General features: G+C 67.7%; 18 protein-coding genes. 11 read left to right on the plus strand and 7 right to left on the minus strand.

Features of this window, described 5'->3' with window-relative positions:
• Nucleotides 1–150: 150 nt before the first annotated feature.
• Together AC1DFR_RS18905 and purB are read right to left on the minus strand one after the other, a co-directional pair.
• On the minus strand, nucleotides 151–822 hold the full coding sequence (locus AC1DFR_RS18905; protein WP_476874173.1) for a histidine phosphatase family protein: 672 nt from the start codon (nucleotides 820–822) through the stop codon (nucleotides 151–153).
• Complete coding sequence (gene purB, locus AC1DFR_RS18910) at nucleotides 819–2,261, minus strand: adenylosuccinate lyase (RefSeq protein WP_476874174.1); 1,443 nt, start codon at nucleotides 2,259–2,261, stop codon at nucleotides 819–821. The genes AC1DFR_RS18905 and purB overlap by 4 nt, the downstream gene beginning before the upstream one ends.
• 272 nt (nucleotides 2,262–2,533) lie before the next feature.
• Here purB and AC1DFR_RS18915 point away from each other — a divergent pair, with 272 nt between their 5' ends.
• Nucleotides 2,534–2,833 carry a hypothetical protein gene (locus AC1DFR_RS18915; protein ID WP_476857693.1) on the plus strand — a complete coding sequence of 100 codons (300 nt, stop codon included), beginning with the start codon at nucleotides 2,534–2,536 and terminating at the stop codon, nucleotides 2,831–2,833.
• Complete coding sequence (locus AC1DFR_RS18920; RefSeq protein ID WP_476857694.1) at nucleotides 2,833–4,287, plus strand: hypothetical protein; 1,455 nt, start codon at nucleotides 2,833–2,835, stop codon at nucleotides 4,285–4,287. Before AC1DFR_RS18915 ends, AC1DFR_RS18920 begins: the two co-directional genes overlap by 1 nt.
• On the opposite strand, the gene AC1DFR_RS18925 is transcribed toward AC1DFR_RS18920, so the two are convergent.
• Nucleotides 4,238–4,624: a phage holin family protein gene (locus AC1DFR_RS18925; protein WP_028277592.1), complete on the minus strand. Its 387-nt coding sequence runs from the start codon at nucleotides 4,622–4,624 to the stop codon at nucleotides 4,238–4,240. The two genes, AC1DFR_RS18920 and AC1DFR_RS18925, sit on opposite strands and share 50 nt — an antisense overlap.
• 128 nt (nucleotides 4,625–4,752) lie before the next feature.
• Between AC1DFR_RS18925 and AC1DFR_RS18930 the strand changes: the two genes are divergently transcribed.
• From AC1DFR_RS18930 to AC1DFR_RS18945, 4 genes are all read left to right on the plus strand, one after another.
• Nucleotides 4,753–5,871 carry a histidinol-phosphate transaminase gene (locus AC1DFR_RS18930; protein WP_476857695.1) on the plus strand — a complete coding sequence of 373 codons (1,119 nt, stop codon included), beginning with the start codon at nucleotides 4,753–4,755 and terminating at the stop codon, nucleotides 5,869–5,871.
• A gap of 147 nt (nucleotides 5,872–6,018) precedes the next feature.
• Nucleotides 6,019–7,284, plus strand: coding sequence for a pyruvate dehydrogenase (acetyl-transferring) E1 component subunit alpha (gene pdhA / locus AC1DFR_RS18935; RefSeq protein ID WP_476851435.1), 1,266 nt, complete (start codon nucleotides 6,019–6,021; stop codon nucleotides 7,282–7,284).
• On the plus strand, nucleotides 7,284–8,264 hold the full coding sequence (locus AC1DFR_RS18940) for an alpha-ketoacid dehydrogenase subunit beta (protein ID WP_090582226.1): 981 nt from the start codon (nucleotides 7,284–7,286) through the stop codon (nucleotides 8,262–8,264). The genes pdhA and AC1DFR_RS18940 overlap by 1 nt, the downstream gene beginning before the upstream one ends.
• Nucleotides 8,265–8,273: 9 nt before the next feature.
• Nucleotides 8,274–9,815: a dihydrolipoamide acetyltransferase family protein gene (locus AC1DFR_RS18945; RefSeq protein ID WP_476874175.1), complete on the plus strand. Its 1,542-nt coding sequence runs from the start codon at nucleotides 8,274–8,276 to the stop codon at nucleotides 9,813–9,815.
• Between the two features lie 116 nt (nucleotides 9,816–9,931).
• Here the strand turns inward: AC1DFR_RS18945 and AC1DFR_RS18950 are convergent, their stop codons facing one another.
• Nucleotides 9,932–10,270 (minus strand): hypothetical protein, encoded by a 339-nt coding sequence (locus AC1DFR_RS18950; RefSeq protein ID WP_476874176.1) that lies wholly within the window; start codon nucleotides 10,268–10,270, stop codon nucleotides 9,932–9,934.
• 256 nt (nucleotides 10,271–10,526) lie between these two features.
• On the opposite strand from AC1DFR_RS18950, the gene AC1DFR_RS18955 reads away from it, so the two are divergent.
• Complete coding sequence (locus tag AC1DFR_RS18955; RefSeq protein WP_476874177.1) at nucleotides 10,527–12,170, plus strand: AMP-binding protein; 1,644 nt, start codon at nucleotides 10,527–10,529, stop codon at nucleotides 12,168–12,170.
• 4 nt (nucleotides 12,171–12,174) lie between these two features.
• On the opposite strand, the gene AC1DFR_RS18960 is transcribed toward AC1DFR_RS18955, so the two are convergent.
• From AC1DFR_RS18960 to AC1DFR_RS18970, 3 genes are all read right to left on the minus strand, one after another.
• Nucleotides 12,175–12,603, minus strand: a complete 429-nt coding sequence (locus AC1DFR_RS18960; protein WP_223914942.1) for a universal stress protein — start codon at nucleotides 12,601–12,603, stop codon at nucleotides 12,175–12,177.
• Nucleotides 12,604–12,709: 106 nt separating this feature from the next.
• A complete protein-coding gene (locus tag AC1DFR_RS18965; RefSeq protein WP_476857699.1) occupies nucleotides 12,710–14,002 on the minus strand; it encodes an aminotransferase-like domain-containing protein in 1,293 nt (430 codons plus the stop codon).
• A 163-nt stretch (nucleotides 14,003–14,165) separates the two neighbouring features.
• Complete coding sequence (locus AC1DFR_RS18970) at nucleotides 14,166–14,729, minus strand: NAD(P)H-dependent oxidoreductase (protein WP_018775397.1); 564 nt, start codon at nucleotides 14,727–14,729, stop codon at nucleotides 14,166–14,168.
• A gap of 125 nt (nucleotides 14,730–14,854) precedes the next feature.
• Between AC1DFR_RS18970 and AC1DFR_RS18975 the strand changes: the two genes are divergently transcribed.
• The 4 genes from AC1DFR_RS18975 to AC1DFR_RS18990 all read left to right on the plus strand — a co-directional run bounded on the left by AC1DFR_RS18975 (nucleotide 14,855) and on the right by AC1DFR_RS18990 (nucleotide 20,009).
• Nucleotides 14,855–15,487 carry a TetR/AcrR family transcriptional regulator gene (locus AC1DFR_RS18975; RefSeq protein WP_476874178.1) on the plus strand — a complete coding sequence of 211 codons (633 nt, stop codon included), beginning with the start codon at nucleotides 14,855–14,857 and terminating at the stop codon, nucleotides 15,485–15,487.
• A gap of 357 nt (nucleotides 15,488–15,844) precedes the next feature.
• Nucleotides 15,845–16,831 (plus strand): ABC transporter permease, encoded by a 987-nt coding sequence (locus AC1DFR_RS18980; protein WP_476874179.1) that lies wholly within the window; start codon nucleotides 15,845–15,847, stop codon nucleotides 16,829–16,831.
• A 2-nt stretch (nucleotides 16,832–16,833) separates the two neighbouring features.
• On the plus strand, nucleotides 16,834–17,844 hold the full coding sequence (locus AC1DFR_RS18985) for an ABC transporter permease (protein ID WP_230010032.1): 1,011 nt from the start codon (nucleotides 16,834–16,836) through the stop codon (nucleotides 17,842–17,844).
• Nucleotides 17,841–20,009: a dipeptide ABC transporter ATP-binding protein gene (locus tag AC1DFR_RS18990; protein ID WP_476874180.1), complete on the plus strand. Its 2,169-nt coding sequence runs from the start codon at nucleotides 17,841–17,843 to the stop codon at nucleotides 20,007–20,009. The genes AC1DFR_RS18985 and AC1DFR_RS18990 overlap by 4 nt, the downstream gene beginning before the upstream one ends.
• Nucleotides 20,010–20,074: the final 65 nt, after the last annotated feature.

Here is a 20,074-nt window from a genome sequence, read left to right on the forward strand (position 1 = left end):
GCGCCTCCACTGCGCGGGCTCAACCGCATGCCGCGGCCGACCATCCTGTCCCCACGCCTGTCTTCATCATCGCCGCGTTCCCGTGAGCAGTCCAGACCCGGTACGCCCCGCAGGGACGGCCTGTTCGCCCGCCGGGGACGGACGGGCCCGCTACGCCGGACGGCCGGTGGGATCCTCCGCCGTCGGATCCGCCAGTGCCAGTCCGCCCACGGGACTGTCGTCCCAGTGGATGAGTTCCCAGCCGTTGGCGGGATCGCCTTCCAGCGCCACGATTCCGGTGTTGTCCAGCACGTGCCTGATGGCAAAGTCCGGTTCGATGTTGTCCGCCCGCAGGCCGGCCCACACCCGGATGGCTGCGCCGTGGCTGACCACGGCCACGGATCCTGAGCCCCCCGCCCCGTTTGTCCGTCCCGCTATTTTGGCGATCGCGGCGTCGTAGCGCTCAAAGAAGTCCCGGCCGCTGGGACCGGCAGGCATCCGGCGGTCCAGCTCGCCGTCCGCCCACGAAAAAATGGTGCCGATGTACTGCTTGTGCGATTCGTGGTCGGTGCGCTTTTCCAGCGACCCGGCCTCGATCTCGTGAAGGCCCTCCAGCACCTCGGTTTCCAGCCCGTGCGCCCGGGCGAGCGGTGCCGCTGTGATCTGCGTCCGAACCAGGGTGGAGGCGTACAGGGCAAGGATCCGCTCGTTCGCCAAGGCGCGGGACAACGTCTCGGCCTGACGCTTGCCGAGTTCGGTCAGCCCGGGCCCCGGGTGCGCCGTGTCCAGCTGGCCCAGCACATTGCCGGGCGTCTGGCCGTGCCGGATGAGCAGAAGCCTCATTTGAGGTGGTCCACCAGCTGGTCCGCGATGCCCGTGTACTTGCCCGGGGTCAGCGCCAGCAGGCGGGCTTCGGCGTCGGCGGACAGGCCGAGGCTCTGGACGAATTCCTGCATCCGGGCGGCATCCACGCGCTGTCCGCGGGTCAGGTCCTTGAGCCGCTCGTACGGGTTTTCCATGCCGTCGACACCGGCGATGGCCTCGGCGCGCATGACCATCTGGATGGCCTCGCCGAGGACTTCCCAGTTGGTGTCCAGGTCCGCGGCCAGCACGTCCTCGGCAACCTTGAGCCGGTCCAGGCCCTTGGCAACGTTCGAGATGGCGAGAAGCGAGTGGCCGAACGCCACACCGATGTTGCGCTGCGAGGAGGAGTCGGTGAGATCGCGCTGCCAGCGGGAGGTGACCAGGGTGGAGCCGAGGACGTCCAGCAGGCCGGAGGAGATCTCGAGGTTGGCCTCGGCGTTTTCGAAACGGATCGGGTTCACCTTGTGCGGCATGGTTGAGGAGCCCGTGGCGCCTGCCACCGGGATCTGCACAAAGTACCCGATCGAGATGTAGCTCCAGATGTCGGTGCAGACGTTGTGCAGGATGCGGTTGAAACGCGCGACGTCCGCATAGAGTTCGGCCTGCCAGTCATGGCTTTCGATCTGCGTGGTCAGCGGGTTCCAGGTCAGGCCGAGGCCTTCGACGAAGCCCTTGGCGACGTGCTCCCAGTCGGCGCCCGGGACGGACGCGACGTGGGCGGCGTAGGTGCCGGTGGCGCCGTTGATCTTGCCGAGGTATTCGGTGCGGGCGATCCGGTCCAGCTGCCGGTTGAGCCGGTGCGCGATGACTGCCAGTTCCTTGCCCAGCGTGGTGGGCGTGGCGGGCTGGCCGTGGGTGCGGGAGAGCATCGGCACGGCGCGGTTGTCCCGGGCCATGGCGCTGATCTGGCCGACGAGGGCGCGGGCCGCAGGCAGCCACACGTCCTCCACGGCCCCCTTGATGCCCAGGGCGTAGGAGAGGTTGTTGATGTCTTCCGAGGTGCAGCCGAAGTGCACCATGGCGGTCAGGTGATCGATTCCGATGCCGGGCAGGCGGCGGCCGATGTAGTACTCCACGGCCTTGACATCGTGGACCGTAACGGCCTCGATCTCGGCGAGTTCGGTGACGGAGGCGGCGTCGAACTCCGTGACGATCGCACGCAGTTGCTCCTGTTGTTCCGCCGTGAGCGGTCCGGCCCCGGGCAGGACGCTGTTGCCGGTCAGGTGGATCAGCCACTCGACCTCCACAGCCACGCGGTCGCGGTTCAGGGCAGCCTCGGAAAGGTAGTCGACCAGCGGCGCGACGGCGGACTGGTAGCGGCCATCCAGCGGGCCGAGCGCGATCTGGTGGTCGGACGCGGCGAGGGCCAGGCGTCCGGACGGCGTGCGGGTATCAGCTGTGGCGGCAGTTTCAGGCATATGGCGATTCTTTCACGAAGTGCCGCCGGGCCTTAAGCGCCCCCGTCCTTATGACATTGCCGGATGACATTGCCGGCTGGCAGCGCATGGCGGTCCGGGATGTTGTCCACATAGCCGGGCGGCTCTCTTCAGCGGGCACAGGCCGCCCCGCTAGCGTCGGTTCATGGGCAGCTGGATGAGACAGGTCACTGGGGTGAGGCCGGGGTGAGGCCGGGATGAGGCCGGTCAACGGGATAGCACCGGGACCGGCGGGCAGTGTGGCGGTGCAGGACATGGCGGTTCTTGGCGTGACGGCCGCCGACGCCCTTGAGTGCGCTTCGCGCAGTTATGAAGTCCAGCAGTTTGCTGCGCGCGTTGCGCGGTGCGCCGATGAGGCTGATGCGGTGCTCGCCGCCCTCGCCCGCCTTGAGCTGCAGTCGTGGCAGTCACCGGCCGGCCGCGCCTACCGTGTGGCCTTGTCCCTGCACGCGGCGGCGCTGCACCGAAGCCGGGATGCGCTGCTCGATGCTGTTGCCGTGGTGCTCCGGCATGCCCGGAACGTGGCGCAGCCCACGGACCAGATGGGACCCTGATGGCCGAGTCGAGTCCGGCGGGCTCCGGCGGCGGCCCCGGGGTTTCCGCGCCGCCGCGCGACGGCAGCCTGCTCATCCGGGGCGGAATCGGCGGGGTGAGCTTCCAGTTTGAGGAGCTGCTGGCGGGTGCCGCGGCACTGGACGGGCTGGTGCGGCAGCTGCAATCGGTTGAGGTTGAGGCCGACACCGTCCGGCGCGCACTCTTTCCCTACCAGTCCGACTCCTACACCAGCGGCAGCAACGCCATCATCGCTGTGGGGGAGGCCGGCCGGGAGGTCGGACGCGTCCGGTCCCAGCTTCAGCGGATCGGCGACGACGTCCGCGCCAGTCACCGCGAATACGAATATGCCGAAGCCCGGAATGCCCTGCTGCTGCGGATGGGACTGCACGGCTCCGAGTACGGCGCAGCACCGGAGCCCTTCGCCCTGCCCGGGGTGCGCGGCACTGTTGAAGGCTGGGTCGCCATGGCGCCCCGGAATCTCGCCGTGCTGCTTGGCCTGCCCTGGCCTTTGGCCGCCGTGGCCAGCGCCCTGGCCGGGCCCGCTGACGTCCGCCGCCTGGTGCGGGACGCCTCGGAAGCGCCGGGGCTCGTGTTCCTCAAGCCCCGCCCCGTCAGCATCGTGGGCCGGGAGACGTTTACGGCCGACGTCGACCTCTCACCGGCCGGGCTGCTGCGGCGGGCCGGGGCAGTGGGAGAGCAAGGCGGCCGGATCGAGGTTATCGAGGTCGACGGCGGTTCCCGGCCCGCGTGGGTGGTGATCATCCCCGGAACCCAGCAGGGCGCCCTGCCGGAAGGAACCAACCCCTTTGACCCCGCCGGAATCGCCGAGGCCCTGGGCTATGACTCGGCGTCGACGGCGCAGGCCATCAGGGAGGCGTTGCGGCAGGCCGGGGCCGAGGCCGGGGATCAGCTCGTGGCCGTCGGCTACAGCCAGGGCGGGATCCACGCGATGAATCTCAGCAAGGACCGTGCTGTCCTAGCCGAGTACGACCTCAAGTTCGTGCTGACCGCGGGCTCGCCGGTGGGCGGGATCAGCCCCGCGCCGGGGATCCGCAGCCTGCACCTCGAACATGAGCAGGACTGGGTGCCGGGGGCGGACGGACTGGCGAACCCGGACACCAGGGACCGGGTGACCGTGACCCTCACCAACCCGCTGGCGGTGCCGCCGCCACAGGATTTCGGCCTGGGTCCCGGGCACCGGCTGGAGAATTACGCTGACGGGGCCGCGCTCGTCTCCGCGAGCCGGGACAACACCCTGCAGAACTCCACCGCGGCACTGGCCGCAGTGGTGGGGACCGGCGGGGCGGCGTCGGTGACCAGGTTCTCGCTCCGGCGTGAGGCCCGGCCGGAACCGCGGGCAACGCCCGCAACCACTTCGGGCACGCCGCGCGGCACGGGCGCTTCTAACGATCGAGGGCAGGAAGGAAGCTCGCCACGAGGGACACCAGACTGATGATGATGGCGGCGAACACGGCAGTCCAGAAGAACGAGTCGATGGTGAAGTGCACAGTGGTGTAGCTGCTGATCCAGGAGGTCAAGTAGAGCATCGCGGCGTTGATGACCACGGTGAACAGGCCCAGGGTGAGGATAGTGATCGGCAGCGAGAGGAGGCTGACAATGGGCTTGACGAAGGCATTGACCAGACCGAAGATCAAGCCGATGAACAGGTAGCCCAAGATGATGCTGATGGTGCCGTCACTCTGGGTGGAAATATCCAGCCCGGTGAGGATCCAGCAGGCGATTGCAAGGGCCAGCCCGTTGATGATGACTCGTACGATGATTGAGCGCATGGCCCCATGCTGTCATACGCCCGGCGGCGACGGCAGGGACCATATTCCCCATGTCAGCAACGGCTATCCCCTACGGACAGCAATCGGCTCCCGCAACTGCGGCAGCGACCCGAAGTAGGCTAGTTGGCATGACTTCATCAGAGAATCCGGCCGGGGGCATCAGGCCCCGTCCGGTGGTAGACCTCCTCCCCCGCTACGCGGCCGGAAAACCCCCCGTCCCCGTGGAAGGCCTGACCAGCTACAAGTTGTCCTCCAACGAGAACCCGTTGCCCCCGATCCCTGCAGTGCAGCAGGCCATCGCGGCGCAGACCGATTTCAACCGCTACCCCGATCCGCTCAGCAGCAGGCTGCGTGAAGCGCTCGCCCGCTTCCTGGATGTTCCCGCCGAGGACATCGTCACGGGCGCCGGCAGCCTGGGCGCCCTGAACCAGCTGCTGACCACCTTCGCCGGCCAGAACGACGACGGCAAGGCCGACGAGGTCATCTACGCCTGGCGCTCGTTCGAGGCCTACCCGATCTGCGTAGGACTGGCCGGCGCCGAGAGCGTCCGGATCCCGCTGACATCCGACGGGCGGCATGACCTGGACGCCATGGCCGCCGCAGTGACTGCGCGGACCCGGATGATCCTGCTGTGCACGCCCAACAACCCCACCGGACCCATCCTGACGGCCGAGGAAACGGAGCACTTCATCCAGGCCGTTCCGGCCGACGTCGTGGTGGTCATCGACGAGGCCTACCAGGAATTCGTGCGCGCCGGCGACGCCGTGGACGGCATCGCCATGTACCGCAAGTACCCCAACGTCGTCGTCCTGCGGACCTTCTCAAAAGCGCACGGCCTCGCCGGACTCCGCGTGGGCTACAGCGTCTCCAGGCCCGAACTGACGCAGCACCTGCGCGTCAGTGCCACCCCCTTCGCCGTGTCCCAGATCGCGGAAACGGCAGCCGTGACGTCGCTCGAGCACTTCGCCGATGTTGTAGAAAGGGTACAAAGCCTGGTGGACGAACGGGACAGGGTCACGGCGGGACTGCGTGAGCTCGGGTGGTTCGTCCCGGAGGCCCAGGGCAACTTTGTCTGGCTCAATCTGGGCGAAAACAGCGCGGAATTTGCCGCCCTGGCGGCGGAACGGGCGCTGTCCGTACGGGCCTTCGGCAACGAGGGCGTCCGGGTCAGCATCGGCGAAACGGAAGCCAACACCCGTTTCCTGGAGCTCTGTGCGATCTATACAAAACCGCCGCGGCGTTCCTAGCGCTTAACACTGCGCGCTCAGGCCGCCCCGTGCGGATAAAGTAGGGACCAGTAAGCCAAAATATATGCCGGACCTGGAATGTATTCCTGGTCCGGCATATATCCCAGCGATTGCGGCGCATTCGGATGCGGCAAGCAAGGAGACGGTATGGGCGCCACACATCTGCCCTCTACCGAGTTCGACGGAACCGGGATGGATGACCAGCTCGAAGCGGAGGCCGAGGCCCAACTGGGTGCCCCGGCCGAGCCGATGGTGCAGTTGCTGGACCCGGACGGCACCCTGGGCTCGGACCCGGTTTTCTCAAAATACGCCGAGAAGCTGGACCCGGGCACCCTGCGCGGCTTCTACGCGGATATGGCCAAGATCCGCCGCTTCGACGTGGAGGCCACCGCCCTGCAGCGGCAGGGCCAGCTGGCCCTGTGGGTCCCGCTCACCGGACAGGAAGCCGCCCAGATCGGCTCCGGACGGGCCAGCCAGCCGCAGGACTACATCTTCCCCACCTACCGCGAGCACGGCGTGGCCCTGACGCGAAACGTGGACCTGGCCGAGCTGCTGCGCCAGTTCCGGGGCGTCTCCAACGGCGGCTGGAACCCGAAAGACACGAACTTCCACCTCTACACGCTGGTCCTGGCCGCCCAGACCCCGCACGCCGTCGGGTACGCCATGGGCATCCAGCGGGACCAGAAACTGGCGGCCGCCAACGCCGTCGCCAGCGGTGAGGCGGGACAGGCCGTGGAGCCGAACGCCGCCGTCATGGTGTATTTCGGCGACGGCGCCAGCTCCGAAGGGGACGTCCATGAATCCATGGTGTTCGCCGCTTCCTACCAGGCGCCCGTGGTCTTCTTCTGCCAGAACAACCACTGGGCCATCTCCGTGCCAAGCTCCGTGCAGACCCGCATCCCGCTCGCCAACCGCGCCAAAGGCTACGGCTTCCCCGGTATCAGGGTGGACGGCAATGACGTGATCGCCGTCCACGCCGTCACGGAATGGGCGCTGGAGCGGGCCCGCGAGGGCCATGGGCCCGTACTCATCGAGGCGTTCACCTACCGGGTCGGGGCGCACACCACGGCCGATGACCCCACCAAATACCGCGCATCCGCCGAAGAAAGCCTCTGGCGTGCCAAGGACCCGCTGGCCCGGCTGGAGAAGTATCTCCGGGCCCAGGGCCTCGCGGATGACAGCTTCTTCGAGCAGGTCAAGGCCGACGGCGACGAGCTCGCCGCCTATGTCCGCAAGACCACCCACGACCTCGAAACCCCGGACATCCGGACCGCCTTCGCCAACACCTATGTGGAGGCCCACCCGCTGGTGGCCGAGGAACTGGCCTGGTTCGAGGAATACAGCGCAGGGTTCGCCGATGAGGCGTCCGCCGATGAGGCACGCACAGCCGAGACAGACAGGGCGGCCCGCTGATGACCACCATGACCATTGCGAAAGCCATCAATGAGGGCCTGCGGGCCACGTTGAACAACAACCCCCGCTCGCTGCTGATGGGCGAGGACATCGGGGCCCTTGGCGGCGTCTACCGGGTCACCGACGGGCTGATCGCCGAATTCGGCGCCGACCGCGTGGTCGATACCCCGCTGGCCGAATCCGGCATTATCGGCACCGCCATCGGCCTCTCCCTGCGCGGCTACCAGCCGGTCTGCGAGATCCAGTTCGACGGTTTCGTGTTCCCGGGGTTCAACCAGATCACCACCCAGCTGGCCAAGATGCACTCGCGCAGCAACGGCAACCTGACCGTTCCCGTCGTCATCCGGATTCCGTACGGCGGCGGCATCGGCTCCATTGAACACCACTCCGAATCGCCGGAGGCACTGTTCGCCCACACGGCCGGGCTGCGCATCATCACCCCCTCCAATCCGCACGATGCCTACTGGATGATCCAGCAGGCCGTTGACTGCCAGGATCCCGTGATCGTCTTCGAGCCCAAGCGCCGCTACTGGCTCAAGGGTGAGGTCGACACCGAGACCCCGGGTGCGTCCGCTGACCCCTTCAAGGCGCATGTGCTCCGCGAGGGCACCGACGCGACCGTCGTCGTTTACGGCCCGCTGGTGCCCGTGGCCCTCGCAGCGGCCGAGGCCGCCGCCGAGGACGGCCACAGCGTCGAGGTGATCGACCTCCGTTCCATCTCGCCGATCGACTTCGACACCGTCACGGCCTCGGTCCGGAAAACCGGCCGGCTGATCGTGGCCCACGAGGCCCCCACATTCGGCGGCATCGGCGGCGAAATCGCCGCGCGGATCAGCGAGCGGGCGTTCCATTCACTGGAGGCCCCCGTCATCCGCGTCGGGGGATTCCACATGCCCTATCCCGTGGCCAAGGTCGAAGAAGACTACCTGCCGGACATCGACCGCATCCTTGAGGCGCTCGACCGCGCCCTGGCGTACTGACGAGGACCCATGACGCTCAACAAGTTCAACCTTCCCGACGTCGGCGAAGGGCTGACAGAGGCCGAAATCGTCGCCTGGAAGGTCAAGGCCGGCGATACCGTGGCCGTCAACGACGTCCTGTGCGAGATCGAGACGGCCAAATCCCTGGTGGAACTGCCCTCACCGTTCGCCGGGACCGTCACGGAACTGCTGGTGCCCGAGGGAGTCACGGTGGATGTCGGCACGCCGATCATCAGCGTGAGCGACGCCGCCGACGCCCCGGCGCCGGCCGCCGCGGCACCCGCCCCGGCGCCTGTAGCCCAGGAGCAGGCTGCCGCCGCGCCCATGTACGGCACGCTTCCGGCTGATGACTCCGACGCCGGCGAACCAGCCGGGCGCCCGGCCGGCGGGCCGCTCGTGGGCTCCGGTCCCAAGGCCGACGCCGTCAAACGCCGGCGGCGGATTTCCGCCCCTGCGGCAGCCGGCCACGACGCCCCGTCCGCCGCGGCAGCCACCGGCGCTGCCGCTCCGGTGGTGGAGCAGGTGGGGGTGGAGGCCCACGACATATGGATCAACCCGGACGCGGCCAGCCGCCCTGCCGACGCGGCCACGGGCCCCGCCGGCTCCGTTGAGGCGCGCCCCACCTTCGGCGGTGCCATCAGCGGCCTGGTCGGCAAGGTGCTGGCCAAGCCGCCGGTCCGCAAGATCGCCCGGGACCTCGGGATCAACCTGGCCGATGTCGTGCCTACCGGCGCCCGCGGTGAAGTGACCCGCGAGGACCTGGTGAGCTACCAGGCCCAGCGGGACGCCGAGGTGGACAAGGCGGACTCGTTCTGGGGCAAGTCCGGCCGCCCGCAGGACCAGCGGATCGAGCGGATCCCGGTCAAGGGAGTCCGCAAAGCCACCGCGAAGGCCATGGTCGAATCCGCGTTTGCTGCGCCGCACGTCAGCATCTTTGTCGACGTCGATGCCAGCCGCACCATGGAATTCGTCAAACGCCTCAAGGCCTCCCGCGACTTCGAAGGCATCAAGGTCTCCCCGCTGCTGATCCTGGCCAAGGCGGTCATTTGGGCCGCGGCGCGAAACCCGAGTGTCAACGCAACGTGGGTGGACAACCCGGACGGCAGCGATTCCGCGGAGATCCACGTCAAGCACTTCATGAACCTGGGCATCGCGGCCGCCACGCCCCGCGGGCTGATGGTGCCGAACATCAAGAACGCCCAGGACCTCTCGCTCAAGCAACTGGCCCTGGCCCTGAACGAGCTCGCCACGACGGCGCGGGCCGGCAAGACCCAGCCTGCCCAGATGCGCGGCGGCACGCTCACCGTGACCAACATCGGCGCCCTCGGGATCGACACCGGAACGCCGATCATCAACCCGGGCGAGGTCGCCATCGTGGCGTTCGGCACCATCAAGCAAAAGCCTTGGGTCCTGGACGGCGAAGTCATTCCGCGCTGGATCACCACCCTCGGCGGCTCCTTCGACCACCGCGTGGTGGACGGCGACCTTTCGGCCCGCTTCATGGCCGACGTCGCCGCCATCCTGGAAGAGCCGGCCCTGCTGCTGGACTAGCCGGCGAAACCGGCCACGAAACCGGCCGCGAAACCGCAGAACCCCGCCGCTGAACCTTTCAGCGGCGGGGTTTCTCAGTGTTGGGGTTTCCCAGTGGCCAGCCTGGCCCGGGCCGCTCAGTTTCCCGAGTATGCGGTCATGATCTGGACCAGCGCGGGATCGCCGCTCATGCCGGCGAGGGCGGCCGAGGCGGCAAACATCAGGCCCGCGAGCCCCGCGCAGCACGCGCTGATTCCCGTCAGGAACTTCCAGTCCTCCCGGAACACGCTGCGCAAGGTGTCGGGCATGCGCAGTCCCGGGGCAATCAGGTTGGGTGCGCTGTCCGTCGATCCGTCGTCCAGGAACGCGACAACGCGACCGGCACCGCGGTCCACGCGCATGGCGCTGATGTGGTTGCCGTGCCGGGCCAGCAGGATGTCGTGGCCAACCAGCTGGCGGCGCTGAAGAGTGATCATGGGGCTCCCTTGGTAGGTGGGTTCTCGGACGTCCGCACCATCGCAGGGCACCTCCCATTTTACTGAGCCGGTCCGCGCCGGGCGGCCCGCTGGGCGGTGAGGCTGCCCACGACAAAGGGTGATCCTCATCAAGTCCGGACACGGCCGCGACCGGACACAGCCAAGTCCGCGCCCTCCTGTCCCGCGGCTACGCCCGGCACTAGAGTGGCACCAGCCGCCGACAGCCCGGGCGGAAGCGGATCAAAGGAGATGTTGCGTGTTTTCAAGCCCGTACCCCGACGTCGATGTTCCCAACCTCGGCATTTACGACTACCTCTTCGGCGCTCTGGCAGAGGAGGACCTGGACCGGATCGCCGTCGTCGATGGCGCCAGCGGTGCGGAGACCACCTACCGGGCGCTGCGCGGGCAGATCGACGCCCTCGCCGGTGCCGTCGCCGCCCAGGGCCTGGGCGTGCACGGCGTGGCCGCCATCCTGTGTCCCAACGTCCCCGCCTTTGCGACCGTCTTCCACGGCCTGCTCCGGGCAGGCGCAACGGTCACCACCATCAACGCCCTGTACACGGCCGACGAGATCGCCACCCAGCTCACCGACGCCGGCGCGGACTGGCTCTTCACCGTATCGGCGCTGCTGCCGGCCGCCCGGGAGGCCGCCGAAAGGACCGGGATCCCTGCCTCACGGCTCGTGGTGCTCGACGGCGCCGACGGCCACCCCTCGCTGGCCGACTTGCTCGCCTTGGGCGCACCGGCACCCCGCGTCTCGTTCGATCCCGCCACGCATGTGGCCGTGCTGCCCTACTCCTCCGGCACCACCGGCCGGCCGAAGGGGGTCATGCTCAGCCACCGCAACCTGGTCGCCAACGTGGAACAGGCCAGGGGTCTGCTCGACGTCGGCCCCGAAGACCGGGTCCTGGCGCTGCTCCCGTTTTTCCACATCTACGGGCTGACCGTGCTGCTGAACCTCGCGCTGCGCCAGCGGGCCAGGCTTGTGACCATGCCCCGGTTCGACCTGCCCGAGTTCCTGCGGATCATCCAGGACCACCGGTGCAGCTACCTGTTCATCGCGCCTCCCGTGGCCGTGGCGCTGTCCAAGCACCCGCTCGTTGCCGAGTACGACCTCGGCTCGGTGCACACCACCCTTTCCGGCGCGGCACCGCTGGACGGCGAACTTGGCACGCGCCTGGCCGAACGCCTCGGCTGCCAGGTCCTGCAGGGCTACGGCATGACCGAGATGAGCCCGGTATCGCACCTCATTCCGCGCGAAGGCCGCGATGGGCTCAGGGCCCCCGTCAGTTCCGTGGGGTACACGGTGCCGAACATGCAGTGCCGCCTCGTGGACCCGGCCACGGGGGAGGAGATCCCGGTTCCCGCGGAAGGGACCAGCGCGCCGGGGCACCTGTTGTGCCGCGGGCCGAATGTGATGCTCGGCTACCTCAACCGGCCGCAGGAAACCGCGGACACCCTGGACGCGGACGGCTTCCTGCGCACAGGGGACATCGCCACGGTGCGGGCGGACGGGGTGGTGACGGTCGTGGACCGGCTCAAGGAACTGATCAAGTACAACGGCTACCAGATCGCCCCGGCGGAACTGGAGGCGCTGCTCCTCACCCACCCCGGCATCGCCGACTCCGCGGTGGTCGGCTCCCTCGACGCCGACGGCCAGGAAGTGCCCAAGGCGTTCGTGGTCCGCCAGCCGGGCGCGGACGGCGATGCCTTGGACCTGGCGGGCGTCATGGACTTCGTGGCGGCCCGGGTGGCGCCGTTCAAGAAAATCCGACAGGTTGAGTTCATCGACGCCGTGCCGAAATCCGCCTCAGGAAAAATCCTGCGGCGGATGCTTGGGTCTGCAGGCTCAGACACCGGCCAAGCCGCCGTGCCAGCAGCGGCACCGAAGCAGCGGTAGCGCCTCAGTCGGCGTCGGTCTTGGCGATGTAGACGTCACAGGGGGCGTTGTGGGCCACGCTGTTCGCAACGCTCCCCAAGACCCGGCCGATTCCGCTCATGCGCCGGTTGCCGACCACGATCATCAAGGCACTGGTCCGTTCGGCTTCCCGGATCAGGGCCTCGGCCGGCTTGCCCCGCGCGGCGGCGTACGTGACGGTGATGTCCGGGCGGCGCAGGCCTTCCGCGACCGAGCGCGCAACCGTTTCCGCGTTGCCGGCGTCGGAAACGATCCACTGGTCACTGCCGCTGCCGAAGACCTGTGTCTTGTCGCTGTCAAAGGCGCTGACCACATGAAGTGTCGCCCCCACGGAAACTGCGAGGTCGCGCGCGGTGTGCGCCGCCCGCAGGGCAGTTTCACTGCCGTCGACGCCGACAACGATTATTCCGGTCATGGACCGCTCCTCTTTCAACGAGTAATGCTGTTTAGTGTGCCTGGCCGATCAACTGGCCCCAGCGCGCCCCAGTCGAGGCCCCGCATGGATCCTGCCGGTGTTCACGCTACAGGGCGGCCAGGGCTTCCCGCAGGACCGGCGCGAGCCGCCGCACACCCTCGCGGATCGATTCGGGCGGCACCGCGCTGAACGCCAGCCGGATCTTGTTCGACGGGTCGTCCGAGTTTGTAAAGGCCGCTCCCGGAATGAAGACGACGCCGGCGTCGATGGCCTTCCTCAGCAGCGGGTAAGTATCCACGCCGTCGGGCAGCGTAACCCACACGAAGAAGCCGCCCTCGGGGCGCGTCCAGGTCAGTCCCTCCGGCATGTAGTCGGCCAAGGCGGCCAGCATTGCCTCGCAACGTTCCTGGTACAGCCCCCGGTACGTCTCGATCTGGCCGCGCCAGTCGTAGTCGCGCAGATAGGCCGACACCAGCATCTGGTTCAGCGTCGGCGGGCACAGGGTGACGGCCTCCGACGCCAGGTAGTACCTGCGCTGCAGGTGGGCCGGGACCAGGGCCCAGCCGATCCGCAGGCCCGGGGCGAAGATCTTGGAAAAGGACCCCATGTAGATGACGTCATCCGGGTTGGCCGCCCGCAGTGGGGTGAGCGGCTTGCCGTCGAAGCGGAGCAGGCCGTAGGGGTTGTCCTCCAGCACCAGAATATTCGCGCGACGGCATATATCCACCACTGATTGCCGGCGTTCCGCGGACAGGGTGATGCCGGACGGGTTGTTGAAGCTGGGAATGGTGTAGAGGAACTTGACGTTCTTGCCCGCGGTCTGGAGGGCGGCGATCTTTGCCTCCAGCAGATCAGGGATGATGCCGTCACCGTCCATCGGCACCGTTTCGACCTCCACCTGGTAGGCCTCGAAGGTGTTGAGGGCCCCGACATAGGTGGGGTCCTCCACGAGGACCACGTCGCCCGGATTGCAGAAAACCTTGGTGGCCACATCCTGCGCGGACTGTGAGCCGGCCGTGATGACGATGTTCGCGGGGTCGGCGTCCAGGATCCCCTCTGCCGCCATGACCTCGCAGATCTGGATGCGGAGCTCTTCAGTGCCTTGGCCGCCGCCGTACTGCAGGGCGGTCATCCCCTGCTCGGCGATGATCTTCGCGGCGGTCTGGCCCAGGCGTTCCAGCGGCAGGGACTGCAGGTAGGGGCTGCCCCCGGCGAGGGAAACGAGTCCGGGGCGCATCGAGATGTCGAAGACATCCCGGACCGCCGACTGCTTGATATTTGCTGCGCGCTCCGAGAACAGGATCTCGTGGCGGTGGGCGGACGTAGCCGCACGTTCGATTGCGTCAATGGCCTCGGCCGGAAGTACTGCTGCGGCGGCATCAAGTGTTTCGTGGGTCACAAACCCAAGGATACTACCCGTGTTGTCTTGGGGGAAACGATTGTTTCCAGATAATGCCCGGGCCGAAAGCGGCCGGGATGCTCCGGGCGGCCCGAGGCCCCCGGCAGCCGTGTGCTGCCGGGGGCCCGGGAGGTATCTGGAGCGGAGTGCGGGGTGCGGTAGCTTACGCCGCTTCCGCAGCGGGAGCCTCAGCCAGCGCGTCGAACACGCCCTTGATCTGCTCGACAACTTCGGCGTCGTCCTTGGGGTGAACCTCGGCGAAGCGGACCATCGAGCCCGGGACTGCCAGCTTGACGTTTTCGAGGACCTGGGCGCCGGCGATGCCGACGGCCTTGCGGGCCTCGTCCTGGGCCCATACGCCGCCGAACTGGCCAAAGGCGGTTCCGACAACCGCGGTGGGCTTGCCGGACAGGGCGCCTGCGCCGAAGGGGCGCGACAGCCAGTCGATGGCGTTCTTCAGCGATGCCGGGACGGTGCCGTTATGCTCCGGCGTGACCAGCAGAATGGTGTCGGCCTCGTTGGCGGCGGCCCGCAGGGCGGCGGCGGCCGCGGGCACCTGGCCTTCGACGTCGATGTCCTCGTTGTAGAAGGGGATGTTGCCCAGGCTCTCGTGAATGACCACGTCCACCTGTTCCGGGGCGTTGAGCGCGATGGCCTCGGCCAGCTGCAGGTTGGTGGAGCCGGCGCGAAGGCTGCCGACGAGAGTGAGGATGGTCTTCTTGGACATGTGTACTCCTGTGCATCACGCCGCGGGGTGATTCCGGCGGCTGGTGGATCGTGAGGCTTTGGGGCCTTCACCAATCCTAAACGGACTGCGGTCCGGTTATATTCCGGGGCGCTAGAATCAGCGGTGTGAGCCTTATCCCGATCCGTCCCGGTGCCCAGTCCGGGGCAGGGCGCCCCGCCGCGCCCGCCGCAGAATCAGCGCGCAGCGACGCGATGCGCAACAGGGAGCTCCTGCTCTGCGCCGCCCGGGAAATCGTTGAGGAATCCAGCGCCGACGCCCTCACCATGGACCGGCTGGCGCAGCGCGCCGGAGTTGGAAAAGGGACGGTCTTCCGGCGGTTCGGCAGCCGTGCCGGGCTGATGATGGCGCTCCTTAGCGACGCCGAGGCCGAATTCCAGGGCCGGTTCATGTTTGGTCCGCCCCCGGTAGGTCCCGGCGCGCCGCCCCTGGAGCGGCTGATCGCCGTGGGCGCCGCCCGCATTGACTGGATCCTGGAATTCGGGGAGCTGGCGCGGGCCGCCGACGCCTCGGTCTACAACAGGTTCGATGTCCCGCCGGCCGTCCTCTGGCGCCGTCATCTCGAGATGCTGCTGCGCGAAGCCGGCGTGACGGCGGACCCGTGGGTCATGGCGTCGGCCCTCGGGGCGTCGCTGGAGCCGGAACTGTTGCTCCATTCCGTCGGCGTGCACGGGATTGCGCCGGAGCGCCTTGCGGACACCTGGCGGGAGCTTGTCACGCGCGTAGTGTGCGGCTCCTAACGGCGCAGCCGGTTCCGTGGGCCAAATCCATTCCACGGAGTTATTCATAACGATCTGTAGCGAGGCCGCCGTGTCGCGGCCCGTGAGAGCCCGGCGGAGCCCGGCTAATGTGATAGCTTCCTCTGGAATGTGACCCGCAACATAGCCCACAAGGGCTCAGCCGCAAGGCATGCGGGCGGCCGGAAACCAGCCGGCCCATACTCCCGAACCGGCTGCGGAACCCGCTGCCGGATGGGGACGACGGAAGGATCGACGTTGTGAATAATCTTGTCCCTGGCACAGGCGGGCCCGCCCGTGCGGCCGCAGCCGTGACGCACGGATCTGCTCAGGCAACGGCGATCCAGAACTAGCCGCTCCATGCTTAGATATCTCGCCAAACGTGCGCTCACGTATGCCTTCATGATCTTCCTGACCACCAGTGCCGGCTATCTCCTGGCTGTGAGCACGCTGCAGCCGGCGCTGCTTGAGCAGGAGCGGATTCCGCGGCCCACGCCCGAGCAGGTGGTCAATTCCTTCCGGCTCAAGGGGCTCGATCCCACCCTCAACCCGTGGGAGCGCTACGTCGACTGGCTCACCGCCATTCTCACCCGCTGGGACTGGGGACGGAGCCCCAACGGTGCCTTCATCAACGCCGAGTTCGGCGACCGGGTCTGGATCTCAACCCGGCTCTTCCTGGCCTCGATCATCCTGACCCTCGTGATCGGCGTCGCCCTCGGCGTCTTCACCGCGGCCCGGCAGTACAAGGCCTCGGACCGGGCCATCACCTCGTACAGCTACCTCATGTACATCGTCCCCGCACCGATCGCCTACTTCCTGGTGCAGCTGGGCGCCATCAACATCAACGAGTCGGTCGGGGAGCGGGTCTTCTTTGTCACCGGCATCTCCACCCCGGGCCTGGACGGCGACGGCTGGGCCCAGTTCGTCGACATGCTCGCCCACTACGCCGTGCCCACGTTCGCCATCACGATTGTGGGCTGGGGCGCATACCAGATCGCCCAGCGCCAGTATCTGCTTGACAACGTCAACGCCGACTTCGTCAGGACGGCGCGGGCCAAGGGCCTGACCCGCAACCAGGCCATCAGCCGGCACGCCCTGCGGGTGTCCTTCATCCCCGTGGCGCAGAGCATTGCGTTCACCATCCCGGCCATCTTCGCCGGCGGCTTCTTCGCCGAGAAAATCTTCGCCTGGCACGGCGTCGGGTCCTGGTCCATCGATTCAATTGCCCTGCAGGACGTCAACGCGGCCACCGCGACCCTCGCCTACGGCTCCGTCATCTTCGCGGTCGGAGCGATCCTCGCCGACTTCGCCACCACGCTCGTGGACCCGAGAGTGCGGGTGCAGTAATCATGACCAACCTCAACACGATTGACCCAGCCGCCGTCCTGGACGAAGGAAAGTTCGGCGACGACGAGGTCGTGATCGGCAAGTCGCGCATCATCCTGCGGCGCTTCCTGCGCAACCGGACAGCCGTCGCCGGCCTCGCCATCTTCCTGGCCCTGACCCTCTTCTCCTTCATCGGCGGCTTCTTCGGCAGCTGGGACAAGGAGACCATCGACCCCTTCAACATCGGCATGCCGCCCTCCGCGGAGCACCTGCTGGGCACCTCCCAGGCCGGGATCGACCTCTACGCCCTGACCGTCGAGGGCACCAGGGTCTCCATCCTGATCGGCGTCGTCGTCGGCCTCGTCTCGGTGCTGATCGCCGCCGTCTACGGCTGCACCATGGCGTTCTTCGGCCGCAAGGTGGACAAGGTCATGCTGTTCATCCTCGAAGCCCTGATCATGATGCCGGCCCTGCTGGTAGTCGCGGTGGCCACGAGCGGCGGCGCCAACGGCCTGAAGAACACCGTCCCGAGCTGGCTGCTGCTCATCATCGTGCTGCTGGTCTTCAGCTGGATGGGGACCGCACGCCTCATCAGGTCCCTGTCGCTCTCCCTCATGCAGCGTGACTTCGTCAAAGCCTCCCAGTACATGGGCATCCCGCCGCGCCGGATCGTCTGGCGCCACCTCGTGCCGAACATCGGCTCCCTGCTGGTCCTGGAAGTCACCCGCGGCGTCACCGGCGCCATCCTCGCCGAGGTCGCGTTCTCCTTCATCGGCATCGGCATCAAGGTCCCCGACGTGAGCCTGGGCGTCCTGATCGGCCAGTCGACCTCCCAGGTTTCCACCTTTCCGTGGATGTTCTGGGCGCCCCTGATCGTGATGTTCCTGCTGACCGGCTCGCTCGCCATGATGAACGACGGCCTCCGCGACGCGTTCGACCCCAGCTCCAGCTCCGTTGGCCGCGCCAAGAGGAGCAAGGCCACTGGCCACGCCACCGGCGGCGCCACCGGCAAGACACAGAAGAAGAGCAAATGACCAGCAACACCACCGCACGGGACACCGCGCAAGGGACCGCCGAGCGCCTCCACGCCGCCGGGCTGCACGCCCCCACGAGCGCGGTCCTCTCCGTCCGGGACCTCAACGTCCGCTTCAACACGGAAAACGGCGTGGTGCACGCGGTCCGCGGCGTCGACTTCGACGTGATGCCCGGCAAGACGCTGGGCATTGTGGGCGAGTCCGGCTCCGGCAAATCCGTCACGTCCATGGCGATCATGGGCCTGCTGCCCGCGACGGCGGAAATCACCGGTTCCGTCCGGCTGCAGGGCAAGGAGCTCCTGGGGCTCAGCGACAAGGCCATGTGCCGCCACCGCGGCAGCGACCTCGCCATGGTGTTCCAGGACCCGCTGTCCTCCCTGACCCCGGTCTACACGGTCGGCACCCAGATCATCGAGGCCCTGACCGTCCACAACCCGACCATGAGCAAGCAGGCCAAGGAGGCACGCGCCGTCGAACTCCTGGGGTTGGTCGGCATCCCCAGCCCGAAGGACCGGCTCAAGGCCTTCCCGCACGAGTTCTCCGGCGGCATGCGCCAGCGCGTCATGATCGCCATCGCGATCGCCAACAACCCGCGGGTTCTGATCGCCGATGAGCCGACGACGGCGCTGGACGTCACCATCCAGGCGCAGGTCCTCGAGGTGCTCCACGCCGCCCAGGAGGAGACCGGCGCCGCGGTCGTCATGATCACGCACGACCTCGGCGTGGTCGCCGGCATGGCGGACGACATCATGGTGATGTACGCGGGCAGGCCGGTGGAGACCGGCAGCGTCGATGACATCTACTACAGCCCGCGGATGCCCTACACGATGGGCCTGCTCGGTGCGGTCCCGCGCGTGGACGTCGCGGAAAAATCGTCGCTGGTGCCGATCGACGGCATCCCCCCGAACCTCACCCAGCCGCCCACCGGCTGTTCGTTCGCGCCGCGGTGCCCGCTGGCCAGCGAGGCCTGCCTCGACGGCGAACCGGACCTTCGGGCGGTGGCGCCCGGCACCGGGCACAGGGCCGCGTGCATCAAGAGCGAGGCCCTCGCCGACGTCGATGTCCACACGGTTTTCGCCGTCCCGGCCGTGCCGGTATCCCGCTTTGACAGCCTTCCCCGGCACGAACGCAAGACTGTCCTGGAACTCCGCGACGTCAGGAAGCACTTTCCGCTGATGAAGGGCGCCCTGATCAAGCGCAGGATCGGCACGGTGAAGGCCGTGGACGGGCTGAGCTTCGATATCCGTGAGGGCGAGTGCTTCTCGATCGTGGGGGAGTCGGGCTGCGGAAAGACCACCACCCTGCTGGAAATCATGGAGTTCCACAAGGACCAGGACGGCGAGGTGGTGATCGGCGGGCTGAGCAACAAGCAGGCCGCGGACGCCCGGGCCAAGAGCGCCATGCGCAAGGAACTGCAGATGGTGTTCCAGGATCCCACCGGGGCACTGGATCCGCGCTTCACCGTCTACGAGGTCCTGGCCGAGCCGATGGAAAACCTGGGCATGCCCAAGGCTGCCATCCGGAAGCGGATCATGGAGCTTATGGAGCTGGTGGGCCTGCAGGCCGACCACGTCAACCGGTTCCCCAACCAGTTCTCCGGCGGCCAGCGCCAGCGCATCGGCATTGCCCGCGCCCTCGCGGTGAACCCCCGGCTGGTGGTCCTGGACGAGCCCGTCTCCGCCCTCGACGTATCGGTGCAGGCCGGCGTCATCAACCTCCTGGACAAGCTCCGTGCCGAACTCGGCCTCAGCTACCTCATGGTGGCCCATGACCTCTCCGTGGTCCGGCACATCTCCAACCGCGTTGCCGTCATGTACCTGGGCAAGATCGTGGAGATCGGCGACGTCGACGCCGTCTTTGACAACCCCCGCCACCCCTATACCCGTGCCCTGCTCTCCGCGATCCCGGTACCGGATCCGGAGCTGGAGCGCACCCGCGAGCGGATCATCCTCCAGGGCGACCTGCCCTCGCCGCTGGAAGCGCCGGCAGGCTGCAACTTCGCCACCCGCTGTCCCGTGTTCGCGGCCCTGCCGCCGGCCAGGCAGGAGAAGTGCCTGACCCTGGAGCCGGCCCTCGAAGCGTCCGCCACCGACCAGCAGTTCGCCTGCTTCTACCCGGACGGCGAACTGGACGCGGACATGCTGGTTGTCCACGAAAACCACTGAATCACCGGACCAGCACACTACCCGAGAACCCACGCATCACACTCGCATGAAAAAATGAAGGGGAT

Source organism: Arthrobacter sp. 05T410, from assembly GCF_056396505.1.

Coding starts and splice junctions, on each gene's coding strand:
- AC1DFR_RS18905 (WP_476874173.1), bottom strand. CDS start 822: ATGAGGCTTCTGCTCATCCGGCACGGCCAGACGCCCGGCAATGTGCTG.
- purB (WP_476874174.1), bottom strand. CDS start 2,261: ATGCCTGAAACTGCCGCCACAGCTGATACCCGCACGCCGTCCGGACGC.
- AC1DFR_RS18915 (WP_476857693.1), top strand. CDS start 2,534: ATGGCGGTTCTTGGCGTGACGGCCGCCGACGCCCTTGAGTGCGCTTCG.
- AC1DFR_RS18920 (WP_476857694.1), top strand. CDS start 2,833: ATGGCCGAGTCGAGTCCGGCGGGCTCCGGCGGCGGCCCCGGGGTTTCC.
- AC1DFR_RS18925 (WP_028277592.1), bottom strand. CDS start 4,624: ATGCGCTCAATCATCGTACGAGTCATCATCAACGGGCTGGCCCTTGCA.
- AC1DFR_RS18930 (WP_476857695.1), top strand. CDS start 4,753: ATGACTTCATCAGAGAATCCGGCCGGGGGCATCAGGCCCCGTCCGGTG.
- pdhA (WP_476851435.1), top strand. CDS start 6,019: ATGGGCGCCACACATCTGCCCTCTACCGAGTTCGACGGAACCGGGATG.
- AC1DFR_RS18940 (WP_090582226.1), top strand. CDS start 7,284: ATGACCACCATGACCATTGCGAAAGCCATCAATGAGGGCCTGCGGGCC.
- AC1DFR_RS18945 (WP_476874175.1), top strand. CDS start 8,274: ATGACGCTCAACAAGTTCAACCTTCCCGACGTCGGCGAAGGGCTGACA.
- AC1DFR_RS18950 (WP_476874176.1), bottom strand. CDS start 10,270: ATGATCACTCTTCAGCGCCGCCAGCTGGTTGGCCACGACATCCTGCTG.
- AC1DFR_RS18960 (WP_223914942.1), bottom strand. CDS start 12,603: ATGACCGGAATAATCGTTGTCGGCGTCGACGGCAGTGAAACTGCCCTG.
- AC1DFR_RS18970 (WP_018775397.1), bottom strand. CDS start 14,729: ATGTCCAAGAAGACCATCCTCACTCTCGTCGGCAGCCTTCGCGCCGGC.
- AC1DFR_RS18980 (WP_476874179.1), top strand. CDS start 15,845: ATGCTTAGATATCTCGCCAAACGTGCGCTCACGTATGCCTTCATGATC.
- AC1DFR_RS18985 (WP_230010032.1), top strand. CDS start 16,834: ATGACCAACCTCAACACGATTGACCCAGCCGCCGTCCTGGACGAAGGA.
- AC1DFR_RS18990 (WP_476874180.1), top strand. CDS start 17,841: ATGACCAGCAACACCACCGCACGGGACACCGCGCAAGGGACCGCCGAG.